The sequence below is a fragment of the Alkalihalobacterium chitinilyticum genome (genome assembly GCF_029028005.1).
Taxonomy (GTDB): domain Bacteria; phylum Bacillota; class Bacilli; order Bacillales; family Bacillaceae_F; genus Alkalihalobacterium; species Alkalihalobacterium chitinilyticum.
In genome coordinates, this window is record NZ_JAOTPO010000004.1 from 209,905 (window position 1) to 222,917 (window position 13,013).

A 13,013-nucleotide genomic window follows, 5' to 3' on the forward strand; every position below is an offset into this window, starting at 1 on the left:
TCGCTTCTATTTTGCTAGATTTTAGCACAACACAATCCTACACTTTTACAAAATATTGGAATTTGACATTTGACCAATAAAAAAAATATCGATATAATAACTATTTAGGAAATATAAACAATTTTACAAAAATTTAACCAAGAAATCAATTCTTGCAAGGGGGAAACATATTGGAACTTAGAGACGATCCAGAATTACAAGAACGGTTTCTACACCCAAATCTACGAGCGGGTGGCTGGATACGTTCAATCGCTTTATTTTACGATCTAGTCATCCTTACGATGGCACTATATATGACATCCGCACTTACCACAATATGGATGATGACAACGACCAACTCGCTATTTATAGGAGACCCAGAACGTGCCCGACAAGACATCTGGGAAAATGAACCGCATTTATTTATTATTAATTATGCCATTTTAGGTGCTGTTTTTCTTATTTATCAAGTCATTTATCCTGCATTTAAACGTCGCTCAATTGGTATGATGATAGCCGACTTAACATTAGTCGATGAACAGCGGCAAGAGCTCACAAAGTGGCACTATATTAAACGAGAATGTTGGAAACTCCTCTTGTTCCCTACCTTCTTCCTTTCTTTTGGTAAAAACAGACGGACACTGTATGACAAAATGAGTAAGACCTATTTAATGAAATACTAATTATGTAAGGACAGCGTTTCATAATTGGCAAATATCTATTCTTATAAGTTAGCAGCAAACGAGCTATTATCGTGCTTTTTTCTTCATAGAAAGATAGAGCGAACGTATTTATAAAAAATAGAGCTAAGATATTATCCCCTTTTTTAGGATCACATTAGTCTTAGCTCTAGTTAAAGGCGTCAACTCTTTGACGCCCTATTTTACGTTTCTTTCTATTTTTCGGTCACCAACCATCACTTTGATGACCATTTTTTCGCTTCCCACTACTTTTCGGTCTTCATCACCCCTTTTGATGACCGTTTTTTTACTTCCTTCTATTTTTCGGTCTTCATCCCTCGCTTTGAGGACCGTTTTTTCGCTTCCTCCTATTTTTCGGTCACCAATGCTCGCTCCACTTAACCGCAAGAACCCCAAAAACTGATTTTCACCTAATAATTTACGACCACGCACTCCCAAATTCACCCTGTCACAAAAACAGCGCTACAATCATTCCTGCCAGCCCGATCACTGTCATTGCATAGACAGGTTTTACGGCCATATCACCATTATTTTCCATCGCTCGACCGAACATTAAAAATACTAAAGGATGGACTAGAAACGGCATTGAAAAGATGAATGGAATGAGTAGAGCGGCTTCTGTACCGAACATTCCACCTTGGATGGCGGCAAATAACCCAAAGTGTGAAATAGCAGAGGCTTGTGCCATCGCAGCATAATCCATGGCTAGTGGACTTAATGAAAGAAACGCAAGCCCCCCAAACACGGCACAAATCTGCCATCCAAATGAAAATTGCATCAGGGCTGTGACTTCATAACGATCTTCCCCTTTAGCTTTTCGCAAGTTCTTCAAAGATAAAGCGGTAAGGAAAACACCCACTGAAACGAGCAAAAACGTTGGAATGAACCATAAGTTGCCACGGTCAGCACTTACGGCTAAAATTGAGAAAACAAAAATATGGCCGAAAAACGGAATGTTAATCATAATCGGTGCACGTGTTGCAGCGACTTTACCGAAGTCCCCAGCCGTACAGGCACCTGTTAACCCCGAGTGAGAAAGGGCTCCCGCCATACCTGGTGCCAAGTTTCTAACATTAGCCGTTCGTGCAAAGTACATCAGCAAAGCAATGCCGCCAAACATCCATAATAATTGCCCAAAAAAGCTATAGACGAGGACAGCATTCACACCTGGGATACCAAATGCATCTCCTATTCGGGATCCTCCAATTAAAAAGTTGGCTGCAAGAACAATCGGAATACCTGCAAATAAGAGAGCTCGTAACGTCGGTCCAAACGACCAATTATAAAACACGGCACCAAGTGCTGCTGCAATCATCATCGCAAAGAAGATTTGAGGCAGTGCGATAATGGATGCTACCAATTGTGCAACGTAATAAGAACTAATTAATATACCGATAATTCCAATGATTTCAATAAAACCCTTACGTAAATAAAGATGTTTGTCCGAAATCTCCGCTTTATTATCGATTAAAATGATCGAACCAACGAGACCAATATATGCAACAACAGGATAGTACGATGCCAGCATGTCCTCCGGATGCGTCCCTAGTAATACACGACCAACCCCTTCAATACCGAGTAACAGGAAAAAAGCTCGGACGATAAAGAATAATTGTGTCCGACTCGTCCCAAGTACCAATTCTTCATCGGATGGAACCATCATATTATCTTCGTCCAACGGCTTTTTGCCGATAATTTTACGAAGCTCTTGACCACCAACAAAAAAGGAAACGGTAAGAGCAATGATCGTCGTTTTAGCCATCAAGTCGATGAGTGGAAAATCATCAAGGCCTGGTGTAGATACCCCGCTGTACTCAAGTATGTAACCCATTGCTAACCCAAAGATAACGATAATTAATATCGGAGAATACCTCGTCCCCGCTACCACTGTTCTTGCAATGAGAACCATCGGAACTAAGAATAAAAAAATAATCCAAAACTGATTAATTAACTGCAAATTTGTAAGCTGTTCTGAGATGTCCATTAACGATCCCCTTTTTTCTAATAAAGTGAAACTTTTTCAGCAGGGCTTTGCTCATCCCCCACAGGAAAATTCATTATTTTATTTTGAATTAACAAGTTCTTTCTCATACATAAAAATGAAATTTAAGAAGGTTTAGCTTTCGGTCTAGAAGTAGACTTTTCTTTTTTCTCGCACTAAATAAAAATTGAACTGAAATAAAACGTAGTGTTGACTTAGGAAAATACTACTTAGAAATAGCTTTACCATCTTCTTTTGGACAACAAAGAAGTTGCCTGAAACGACAACTTCTGCTTAATAACTATTTCTACTTATTGTTGTAACATTAATTTTTCTAACTGTAATGGCTCGATGTATTCACCGTTTTTGTAGGCTCTCATATTGCCACCTGAAATTTCATCGATAAGAACGATTTCTTTATTGTCTCCTACACGGCCAAATTCAAACTTAATATCATATAATTCAATCTCTTTTTTGGCTAACTCTTCTTTTACGACGTTACCAATTTTCTTCGTTAAATCTTTTAACACACTGTATTCGTCTTTAGAAAGTATGCCTAGCATATCAAGAGCATCTTCAGAAATAGGAGGATCTTGACGATCGTCATCTTTCAGCGTCACTTCTACAAATGCGTCCAACTCTTGTCCTTCCTCTGCATACATACCGTAACGACGTAAAAAACTTCCAACTGCTCGGTAACGACAAATAACTTCAAGCCCTTTACCAAACACCTCAGCAGGTTTTACCGTCATCGTGCCTTCCTCGATGTTGGAGTCTATGTAGTGAGTTGGAATCTCTTTCTCTTTTAATGTTTCAAAAAAGAATGCTGTTAATCTTAATCCAGCTTTTCCAGCACCTTCAATCGAAAGTCCAACCGTATTGGCACCTGGATCAAAAACTCCATTCTCTCCCGTTACATCATCCTTGAACTTTAATAAATAATGCCCATTCTCTAATTCATATACATCTTTTGTCTTACCTGTGTATGTAAGTTTCATCTATACTACACCCTTTCCCCATTTAATAACTGCCTATGATGTATTATGCAACAAATTGTCACAGAAACCAATATCTTGTCAGTGAGTATTTTATGAAAACTTTTTAAGTAGTTACATCGGATTACTATGATTTATAAGAGAATAGAACTAGCTTTTAACTAATCGACCTAAGACATTCCATATGTATTTCCCGAGTCGATAAAACCCATTCACTACCTATGTTCATGAAATCTAGTCAGCAAAGAGATGTCTTCCTATCGTTAGCTTCGGTGTTGTATTATTAAAAATCCACTGAGATGTTGCTATTCGGGGATTATAATAATAAGTAGATCCATAAGTAGGGTCCCACCCTAACCAAGCATCCTTCACCGCTCGATACGCAATATAAGTTGGAGTCAGATCATATTGACCGTCTTGGACTGCTGTAAATGCATTTCTCTGATAGATGACACCTTCAACTGTTGAAGGAAATTCTGAGGAGTGCAAGCGGTTTTTGATAACAGCCGCAACAGCCACTTGACCTTTGTACGCTTCTCCACGTGCTTCTCCGTGAACAATTTTAGCCATCTTCTCAATTTCCATTAGTCGATGCAATGTTCTCGGACCTGCGATTCCATCAACAGAAAGTCGAAAGTCTTGTTGCAGTTGGAGAACGGCATTCTCGGTTAAAGTTCCATAGTAGCCTGTTGGAGCGACATGGAGATAACCCAATTGCACTAGCTTTTCTTGCAATTGAAATACTTGTTGACTTCGATCTTCTTTTTGCAGCGTGAATTCATAGGCCTGGGACTCCTTAGGGAACAGTGACACGATCAATAGACAAACGAACACAGGAAGAAAAAGTTTGGCTTTTTTTAACATATAACCACCTCCTTTTCATCCATTCAAACATGAAAATAGCTTTTTTAAAATAAAATTCTATTAATTCAGGAATATCCTCCTGTAAAGTTCAGAATATAGCACTAGAGAAAAACGTAATACTAGTAGTTATAATATCCTTGATTTCATACATTTTATCTCATATAAACAACTGGAGTACGAATTAAATAGACAATAATCAAAGCGGTCCCAATCGCAGATCCTAAAAAGATGAAGTGTACAGGTATAAATTCAGCTAAGGCACCGACTCCAAAAAAGGCAAACGGTACAGCTAATTTCATCAACATTGACGAAGTGCCCGCAACTCTTCCTAATAAATGGTTCGGCGTCGTTTCTTGACGCAATGTAAAATAGTGAATATTCATTAAACCTCCACTTAATCCGTTACAAAACATTCCTGCAACCAGCCAATACCAATCTAATGAAAAGAATAATAGGAAATATCCCAAACTTTGAATAGCTAACGACCAAATAAACAACTGCCCCCGCGTAAACCAACGCGTCATCTTTTTAGCCACAGTTGCCGCAACCAGCCCGCCAATCGCTGTACTTGCCAAAATAATCCCCAACTTCGTTTCGATGACATTCATAACATCTAGTGCAAAAAAGATAAAGACAGAAAGAGTTGCAGCCGATGTAATATTGCTCAGCAACACCATGATCGTCAAATTCCATAATTCTTTATTTTCAATCAGGGAGTACCAACCTTCTTTCATTTCTTCAATCATACTCGTTTTCTTTTGATCCTCTTCCTTCTTTATGAATGGCAACTTCAGTAGTGATATAAATAATAGCAATACAAGCAAACCAAATGCCGTAATCGTTAACCCGTAAATGTTATTCAACACCAAGAGCACCATACCGGCCAACGCTGGGCCAATGAGTCCGACAAACGTGTACAAAAATGATATGACCGAATTAGCAGATGTTAACTGCTCCTTGTCAACAATGAGCGGTAACACACTATGATAAGCATTGCCAAACATGTAAGCTGACGTATATAAAATAAACCCAAGTACATATAAATGCCAAAGCTGAAGTTGAGAGGTTAAGAGTAAAACAATAATCGTCAGGATCATGACCATTTGTAAACCGACGGAACTTAGCAACACTTTTTTTCGATTGAAGCGATCAACGAGTACCCCGATAAAGACCGCCAACAGGAGGTTCGGTAAAAATTCAATCGCCCGCATCGTCCCCATCGCAAAAGCCGACCTCGTTAATTCGTAAATCATAATCGGTAATGCCATTGTAAAAATAGAAAACGTTAAATTTGAAACAGAAGTACCCCAAATTAGCAATAGAAACTGTTTATTTCTCCAGATGGAGCTATTGTTATTCAAGGCTTCTTCAGATTTTCTTTCTAGAACAGCTTTCATTGTTTATCACACCTTTTCCCTCTTAATCTTAATTTTTCAAATGTTTAGTGATAGTTTATCTGGTAAAAAGGTGTCTAAAAAGTGTACAATTCAATTAAACTAGTTCACCTTTTAAGGATGATGTCTATGAAATTGACGGAGCACTATTTACAATTACGTGAAGCACTTGCGGCTGTTGATGATTATCAAGCCATCCAAATCACAATCGAGGAATTAGCTGAAATTCTTCATTGTACACCCAGATACGTCAAACGATTAATAAAGGAAATGAAAAGCAACGGCTGGCTTGAATGGGAAGTTTCTTACGGGAGAGGAAAACGACCGACACTTACTTTTTTAAAAAGTAAGGATGCAGTAACGTTTGAAGTGTCTAAATTACATATTGAAACTGGAGCCTATAAAGAGGGACTGCAATTATTACATACGTTAAATTCCTTTTATCAACAAAAGTTAAATGAGTGGATCCAGGAGCAATTTGGATATATTGAGCATAGAAACAGTGAGGAACAACTAGACATTTTACGCTATCCGTTTTACCATGCCATTCATCATTTAGATCCTGCCCACTTGAAGTCCATTCACGAAAATCATTTAGCGGACCATATTTTTGATACGTTATTAACTTTCAATCCACGTTCAAGTGCAGTGGAACCTCACCTCGCTCACCATTGGGAAGTCGATGATACTGGCAAGGTTTGGACCTTTTATTTACGAAAAGGTGTTCTTTTTCAACATGGTAGAGAATTAACGGCAGACGATGTAAAAGCAACCTTTGAACGTCTAATAGAAACTCCTTTTCACAATAAATGGATGATTCGTCATATTAAAGAGATTCGTCTTATAAAAAAATATGTCGTTCAATTTATCCTTGATCGACCTGAATATTTATTTCCTAACGCATTATGCAATAAACAACTGTCGATTATCCCAATGGAAGTGTATAACGAAAATCCTGAACAGTTTACGAAACTTCCGATCGGCTCTGGTCCTTTTAAACTTACAAAACATGATGATTCCATGCTTCGCCTTGATGCACATTCCTCCTACTTTCAAGGTCGGCCGCATTTAGACCGTGTGGAAATTATTACGCTATTACAAATGAATGAACAAGAGCATCATCCATTTTTTCATTATTTTAACCAAGTGACAGATAAAGACCAACCGATGGCCTGGAAGGAAATTGAGCATCCGGAAGAAGGCGCTACTTACTTAAGCTTTAATTTATTTAAAAGTGGAGTTCATCAAAATAAGAAAATAAGAGAAGCCATTCGCTGTTCCATCAACCGTGATCAAATGTGCCGAGATTTATTAGGTGAACGTTACTTCCCTGCAGATAGCCAACTGATTCACATAACAGAGAACACATATAATAATCCATATGATCCAGCAAAGGCAAAGCGATTATTAAAAGAAGCTGGATACAACGGGGAGAAAATCACCCTTTATGCCACACAGTTGCGTAAAAATGCCCACCTAAAAAAAGAAGCCCTATGGCTAAAAGATCACCTAGAAAACAGCGGGCTCGTTGTCGAAGTTCATGTTGTTCCTATCGATGAACTCATTAGAAAAGAAACACTAGCCGAAGCGGACATCATTCTAGCTGGAATGGCATTAGGAATGGATATTCAATACTCCTTGTTAAGGTTTTTTCAACTACCAGGCAGTTTTATAAAAGCATTACTTGGACCTGAATTATCGATGACATTCCAAAAAGAATTAGTCCACATTCAGCATGAACCCAATTCTCTCACGCGCTACCAACTATTAATAGATCTTGAACAACTTCTAAAAGATGAAATCACCTATATCCCATTGTTTCATCGCAGCCACCATGTCCAAGTGAATCAAGCATCGCCACTTTCAGGCGTCACCCTCGAATCATACGGAAAAGTAAGCTACAAAAAATTATGGTTCAAAACTTAACCAAATCTTTTTATGGTGCCAGGCACCTTTAGCACAGCAGTGAACTAAAGGTGCCTGGCACCGCAAATATTTTGGTTTATTCTTCGTAGATCATCTTTCTTGTCATTCCGCCATCGACGATTAAGTTCATGCCTGTTACGAAATCGTTATCAGCAGCGGTTAGATACATACATGCTTTAGCTACATCATTTGGTTTGCCGACGCGCTTGGCAAAGTGTTGTTGATGGTCAACCTCACGTAACTCGCTATAATTACCGGTTTCAATCCAGCCTGGAGAAACCGCATTTACTGTAATGTTATACTCACTCAATGACGCCGCAAGAGCATGTGTCAAAGCAACAATGCCTCCTTTAGAAGCAGCGTAAGCCTCTGAATGAGGTTCTGACATTATCGCACGAGTCGATGCAATATTAACAATTGCTCCGCCCCCTTCATTCTCACGCATCACTTTCGAAGCTTCCTTCGAACATAAGAACGTACTTCGAACATTCGTGTTCATCACCCGATCCCAATCGTCCACTGAACATTCAAGCAATGGTTTAAACTCACTGATTCCTGCATTGTTAATGAGCACATTAATCGTTCCGTATGTACTTCTCGTTAGCTCGACTAGGTGAATAATATCTTTTTCTTGTGTTACATCTGTTCTAACAAAACAAACATCATGACCCTCCGCTCTCCATTCACTCGCCACCTGTTCACCTCGAACTTCATCCATATCAGCTAAAACAACGGCACATCCATTTTCCCCATATGCTCTTGCTACTGCTCGTCCGATTCCATTGGCCGCACCTGTGACGATAACGACATCTTTTTTGAGTTTATTCATCAATGACACTCCTTTTCCTTTATTATCTTATAAATATCATGATTTCTGCTCGTTTTCTTTCTCATATGTAGCTACTTCTCACTCTTGAACGTCAAGCAATCAGATTTACCAATACTTAGTATAATACATAAAAATCTTCTGCTTTCACAAAATATAGTGATGAAGATTGGGGGTGAATGAAATGGATCAAAAACGAGTGAAACAAATTCTTTCTTCTTCTGCTGACATCGACGTTAAATATAACGGAGCTTCTGTATGGATTGATGAATTAAAAGAAGACGGAAAAACAGCAACTGTTCATTTAAGAGGACCGATGGAAGAACGTTCAGATGTTGATATTTCTGAATTAGTGGAAGATTAATTTTTAATAAAGATGAAGTTGCCCTAATACTTGCAGTACAGAAGAAAAGAGCCTGTTTGATCCAATAAATCAGGCTCTCATTGTGTTGCGCATGTTCTATTTCATTTAGTTACTATTTCACTCACCTATTAAAATTACTTTTCACAACTAGCTCATGTTCATTCTTTTCCCAGACTACCTACTACCTCTTACTGTTGCCATGCCAATTGCTCATCTTCTTGCAGCTGTAATGCCGCTTTGTCCGCAATAATCGTGACATCATGGTGGCGCTTCAAGACTGAAGCTGGAAAGTCTTCAGACACTTCCCCATTCAAAAGTCTTTGCATTGCTGTTGCTTTTTGTTCTCCAGACACTAATAAAATAATCTGCTTACTCTCTAAAATGGTCTCAATACCCATTGTAATGGCTTGCGTGGGCACTTCTTTTATACTTTCGAAAAAGCGAGCATTCGCCTCACGAGTTGTACAATCCAAATCGACCACATGTGTTCTCGAGGAAAATGGGGTACCTGGTTCATTAAAGCCAATATGCCCATTATGACCGAGCCCCAATATTTGCAAATCAATGCCCCCAGCCTCTTTAATCAATTGCTCATAGCGCTGACACTCCTGCTCTAACTGACTTGCCATCCCATTTGGAATATGATTTTTTCTCTTTGTAAAATTCACTTTACTGAACAAGTGATGATCCATATAATATCGATAACTGTTTTTATCATGACCCCTTAAGCCCACATACTCATCCAAATTAAACGTTTTTACACGAGAAAAAGAAACTAACTTTTGTTTATATTCTTCAATTAACATCTCGTACAAACGTTCAGGCGTTGACCCAGTAGCCAGTCCAAGAACAGGAGAAGTTAATGAATTTACTTTACTAACAATTAATTGACACGCATATTTGCTCATTTCTTCATGATTTTCCATGACTACCAATTTCACTTATCTCACCTCCTGTAAGCAATTTTTCCTTGGCAGACCGTGTAATGAATATTTAAGTCTTCATCCACTAATAAAATATCTGCATCCTTTCCAACAGCTAAGCTTCCCTTTCGATCATCAAGCTTTAGTTGTTTTGCAGGATTGTAACTGGCCATTTTTATCAAGTCCTCCATTGACGCGCCTGTCATTTGCCGAATATTTTTAACAGCATCAATCATTCTTAACACACTGCCAGCTAATGTTCCATCTGCTAATTCAGCTTTATGTTCATCAACAGTCACCCTTTGGCCCCCTAAATCATAGTGGCCTGGTGCAAGACCTTTTGCTCGGATTGCATCCGTAATGAAGATTAACCGATCTGGTCCGATATTTTGATAGATAACCTCAATCATTTCTCGAGAAACATGAATACCGTCGGCGATTAATTCACTTCGTAATTCCTTCTGTAAAAAAGCTGCACCAACTACACCAATATCTCGGTGATGAAGTCCAGTCATCGCATTACATAAATGGGCTACTTGATTTACCCCTGCTCCCACGGCTTTTTTCATCTCAGCGAACCCTGCACCTGTATGCCCTGCCGATATATTTAATCCTTGAATTGATAAGTTTGTAATCAATTTATGATCCTTGTCCTTCTCTGGTGCAAGCGTAACCGTTTTTATGTTATTTCCAGAAATCGCTTGCCACTTGTTGAACAATTCAATCGATGGCCGTGCCACAAACTCTGCTGGTTGAGCTCCTGCTTTATTTTTTTCTATAAAAGGTCCCTCTAAATGCACACCTAGTAATTCGGCACTGTTTACTTTATTGTTATAGTCGGAAACATTCGCTAAAGCCCTCTCAATGTTATCAGTCGATTGAGTAATGGTTGTCGCCAAAAAACTAGTCGTCCCTTCTTCTGGCAACTTACTTGCTATTCTATCAAGTGCCTCAGGAGTAGCATCCATCACATCGGCTCCGTGGGTTCCATGGATATGCCCGTCAATGAACCCTGGAATAACTTGTAAACCGTCTCCATCTATCGTAAGCTCTTTTGGGAATACCTCTTGAAGTCTGTTTCCTTTTTCGATTGCATCAATCGTTTTTCCTTTTACGAGCAAACAGCCCTTCTCTATAACACCCATTTCTGTATATAGACGAACATTTTTTATAAGAATGGTATGATCATTCAAAGCCCTCCACTCCTCTCAGCTCTTGGTTTGTCTTTGTGCCATACTTTGACGTTCGTTCAGTCAAATCCTCTATCCGTAAACAAAAAACATCTTTGTAATATATTCAAAAGATACTCACTTATAGGCATTGGCCGTTTCAAATCGCAGCTCAAAACATAGGTATATGTCTAAGAGAGGCAGGTGAATGAATGCTATGTATTACAATTACTCAAATTACCGGAACCATGTTTTACCACCAGGTTATTATATCCATTCTAATCAATTAAAAGAAACGATGAAAACCACACAACCAACTTATTCTATTAATTTTGAACCCATATTTTTTGATCATTTGATGCTGCATCTAAATGAACGGCTCCAAGTCACAACCATTAATGAAAAGTTAGTAGGTGAATTAACAGGTGTAGCTGTTGATCATCTACAGCTGACGATTAATGACATCGATTATCATATTCGATATGAACATATTATTTATTTTAGATTAGCTGATTAATAATAAAAAGGTTACTGTTTTCCTTCACAGTAACCTTGCTAACGATTCTCTTTTACCTTTTAATAAAGTGAAACTTTATTCAGTGGGGGGTTTCCTTCTTCCCCCACTGAATATTAGTTGAACCAATCGGGTTGTTACTGAGGCCCACACGATGTGGGTCACACAGACGTTGCCACAGGACGTGGCGAACTTAGTCTGTGTTCAATCATCTCCCACTTATCCTTTATAGCGTCGTCAAAGTCTTGAAGTGGGAGTCTTAGCGCCAGTTAAACGGGATAAACCACACTGGCCAACCAATAAAAATAAGGAATACCGACAATTAAATTAAACGGCAGCGTCAGCCCAAGTGCCGATCCAATGTATACTCCTGAATTCGCTTCCGGGATCGCTTGACCGACTGCGGCAGGGGCTGCAATATACGAAGCACTTCCCGTTAAAAACGCAAGAACAACGGCTCCCCCCAATGATAGTCCGATGAAATAACCGGCTAATACACCTAACGTTCCACCTACTACAGGAAGAATAAAGGCAAAAAGGAATGAAGTCGGCTTTACATTTTTTAGTTGACGAATACTTTGCGTTGCCACCATCCCCATATGAAGTAAGAAGATACATAGGATCCCATAAAACAAATCACCAAATAACGGTCGAATTTGCACGAGTCCGTCTGTATGAGCAACATACCCGATAAAAATCCCGCCTAATAACAGGAATATACTTTTACCGAAGAAAGCTTCCTTTATGACATGCTTTAAACTAGCATCCGGATTTTCGTCTGCTCCATTTTGCTTTTGAGTAAATACCTTATAGAGAACGATTGCTAAAATGATTGCAGGACCTTCCATAATGACAAGAATCGCCGACATATACGCTTCATAATAAACACCGACCTTCTCTAAGAAAGCAATACCTGCTATGAACGTCACTGCACTCACCGAACCATAATGGGCGGATATAGCAAAAGAATCGGTTAATGAAAACTTGAAGAGTCCTTTTACAGTAATAAAAGCTATCCCAAACATTATAATGCTCAGTACTATAGAAGTAATAATCGTTGGAAGCATGTCCATTAACGTTACATTTCGCAACTCGACTCCACCCTTAATTCCGATCGTAAGCAGAATAATCATCGTGTACCCTGTATAAAAGGCACCCGGCACTTTAAGGTCCGAGTTGACGATGACAGCAACAATACCAATAAGGAAAAATAAGATCATCGGAGATAATAAATTGGTATAGGCGATTTCATAAATTAACTCCATACGTTCCACCTCTAATCCCAACTTTTGTTATTCTATTAAAGTAACCCAATCTGTCTTAATGTATGAAAAAACCTCACTGCACAGCTAAGTATTCAATTGCAATTGCTGAGAG

Annotated in this window: 13 protein-coding genes; 4 read left to right on the forward strand and 9 right to left on the reverse strand. The window is 38.8% G+C overall.

Annotated elements, in window-relative coordinates; all coding sequences use genetic code 11:
• Positions 1–170 precede the first annotated feature (170 nt).
• A complete protein-coding gene (locus N7Z68_RS08290; protein ID WP_275118002.1) occupies positions 171–662 on the forward strand; it encodes an RDD family protein in 492 nt (163 codons plus the stop codon).
• A 195-nt stretch (positions 663–857) separates the two neighbouring features.
• Here the strand turns inward: N7Z68_RS08290 and N7Z68_RS08295 are convergent, their stop codons facing one another.
• The 5 genes from N7Z68_RS08295 to N7Z68_RS08315 form a co-directional block, all read right to left on the reverse strand.
• The gene (locus tag N7Z68_RS08295) at positions 858–1,112 is read right to left on the reverse strand and encodes a hypothetical protein (RefSeq protein ID WP_275118003.1); all 255 of its coding nucleotides are present in this window, start codon (positions 1,110–1,112) and stop codon (positions 858–860) included.
• Positions 1,113–1,128: 16 nt separating this feature from the next.
• Entirely contained in the window at positions 1,129–2,664 is a 1,536-nt protein-coding gene (locus N7Z68_RS08300; protein WP_275118004.1) for a hypothetical protein, read from the reverse strand.
• Positions 2,665–2,972: 308 nt separating this feature from the next.
• Positions 2,973–3,659 carry a phosphoribosylaminoimidazolesuccinocarboxamide synthase gene (locus tag N7Z68_RS08305; protein ID WP_275118005.1) on the reverse strand — a complete coding sequence of 229 codons (687 nt, stop codon included), beginning with the start codon at positions 3,657–3,659 and terminating at the stop codon, positions 2,973–2,975.
• Positions 3,660–3,890: 231 nt separating this feature from the next.
• Positions 3,891–4,520 (reverse strand): cell wall hydrolase, encoded by a 630-nt coding sequence (locus tag N7Z68_RS08310; RefSeq protein WP_275118006.1) that lies wholly within the window; start codon positions 4,518–4,520, stop codon positions 3,891–3,893.
• A 152-nt stretch (positions 4,521–4,672) separates the two neighbouring features.
• The gene (locus tag N7Z68_RS08315) at positions 4,673–5,917 is read right to left on the reverse strand and encodes an MFS transporter (protein ID WP_275118007.1); all 1,245 of its coding nucleotides are present in this window, start codon (positions 5,915–5,917) and stop codon (positions 4,673–4,675) included.
• 126 nt (positions 5,918–6,043) lie between these two features.
• Here N7Z68_RS08315 and N7Z68_RS08320 point away from each other — a divergent pair, with 126 nt between their 5' ends.
• Positions 6,044–7,840, forward strand: a complete 1,797-nt coding sequence (locus N7Z68_RS08320; protein WP_275118008.1) for an ABC transporter substrate-binding protein — start codon at positions 6,044–6,046, stop codon at positions 7,838–7,840.
• 76 nt (positions 7,841–7,916) lie between these two features.
• Here the strand turns inward: N7Z68_RS08320 and N7Z68_RS08325 are convergent, their stop codons facing one another.
• Complete coding sequence (locus N7Z68_RS08325; RefSeq protein ID WP_275118009.1) at positions 7,917–8,669, reverse strand: SDR family NAD(P)-dependent oxidoreductase; 753 nt, start codon at positions 8,667–8,669, stop codon at positions 7,917–7,919.
• A gap of 181 nt (positions 8,670–8,850) precedes the next feature.
• Between N7Z68_RS08325 and N7Z68_RS08330 the strand changes: the two genes are divergently transcribed.
• Entirely contained in the window at positions 8,851–9,030 is a 180-nt protein-coding gene (locus tag N7Z68_RS08330) for an H-type small acid-soluble spore protein (protein WP_275118010.1), read from the forward strand.
• Positions 9,031–9,218: 188 nt separating this feature from the next.
• On the opposite strand, the gene nagB is transcribed toward N7Z68_RS08330, so the two are convergent.
• Positions 9,219–9,971, reverse strand: a complete 753-nt coding sequence (gene nagB, locus N7Z68_RS08335; RefSeq protein ID WP_275118011.1) for a glucosamine-6-phosphate deaminase — start codon at positions 9,969–9,971, stop codon at positions 9,219–9,221.
• Between the two features lie 5 nt (positions 9,972–9,976).
• Positions 9,977–11,146, reverse strand: a complete 1,170-nt coding sequence (nagA, locus tag N7Z68_RS08340) for an N-acetylglucosamine-6-phosphate deacetylase (RefSeq protein ID WP_275118012.1) — start codon at positions 11,144–11,146, stop codon at positions 9,977–9,979.
• A 184-nt stretch (positions 11,147–11,330) separates the two neighbouring features.
• Between nagA and N7Z68_RS08345 the strand changes: the two genes are divergently transcribed.
• Positions 11,331–11,639, forward strand: coding sequence for a DUF2642 domain-containing protein (locus N7Z68_RS08345; protein WP_275118013.1), 309 nt, complete (start codon positions 11,331–11,333; stop codon positions 11,637–11,639).
• Positions 11,640–11,905: 266 nt separating this feature from the next.
• Here N7Z68_RS08345 and N7Z68_RS08350 read toward each other — a convergent pair whose 3' ends face one another.
• Complete coding sequence (locus tag N7Z68_RS08350) at positions 11,906–12,901, reverse strand: sodium-dependent bicarbonate transport family permease (RefSeq protein WP_275118014.1); 996 nt, start codon at positions 12,899–12,901, stop codon at positions 11,906–11,908.
• Between the last annotated feature and the right edge of the window lie 112 nt (positions 12,902–13,013).

What these genes read in the sequence shown, in the direction of transcription:
- N7Z68_RS08300 (WP_275118004.1), bottom strand. Translation starts at nt 2,664, where the DNA reads ATGGACATCTCAGAACAGCTTACAAATTTGCAGTTAATTAATCAGTTT.
- N7Z68_RS08305 (WP_275118005.1), bottom strand. Translation starts at nt 3,659, where the DNA reads ATGAAACTTACATACACAGGTAAGACAAAAGATGTATATGAATTAGAG.
- N7Z68_RS08310 (WP_275118006.1), bottom strand. Translation starts at nt 4,520, where the DNA reads ATGTTAAAAAAAGCCAAACTTTTTCTTCCTGTGTTCGTTTGTCTATTG.
- N7Z68_RS08315 (WP_275118007.1), bottom strand. Translation starts at nt 5,917, where the DNA reads ATGAAAGCTGTTCTAGAAAGAAAATCTGAAGAAGCCTTGAATAACAAT.
- N7Z68_RS08320 (WP_275118008.1), top strand. Translation starts at nt 6,044, where the DNA reads ATGAAATTGACGGAGCACTATTTACAATTACGTGAAGCACTTGCGGCT.
- N7Z68_RS08325 (WP_275118009.1), bottom strand. Translation starts at nt 8,669, where the DNA reads ATGAATAAACTCAAAAAAGATGTCGTTATCGTCACAGGTGCGGCCAAT.
- N7Z68_RS08330 (WP_275118010.1), top strand. Translation starts at nt 8,851, where the DNA reads ATGGATCAAAAACGAGTGAAACAAATTCTTTCTTCTTCTGCTGACATC.
- N7Z68_RS08345 (WP_275118013.1), top strand. Translation starts at nt 11,331, where the DNA reads ATGAATGCTATGTATTACAATTACTCAAATTACCGGAACCATGTTTTA.
- N7Z68_RS08350 (WP_275118014.1), bottom strand. Translation starts at nt 12,901, where the DNA reads ATGGAGTTAATTTATGAAATCGCCTATACCAATTTATTATCTCCGATG.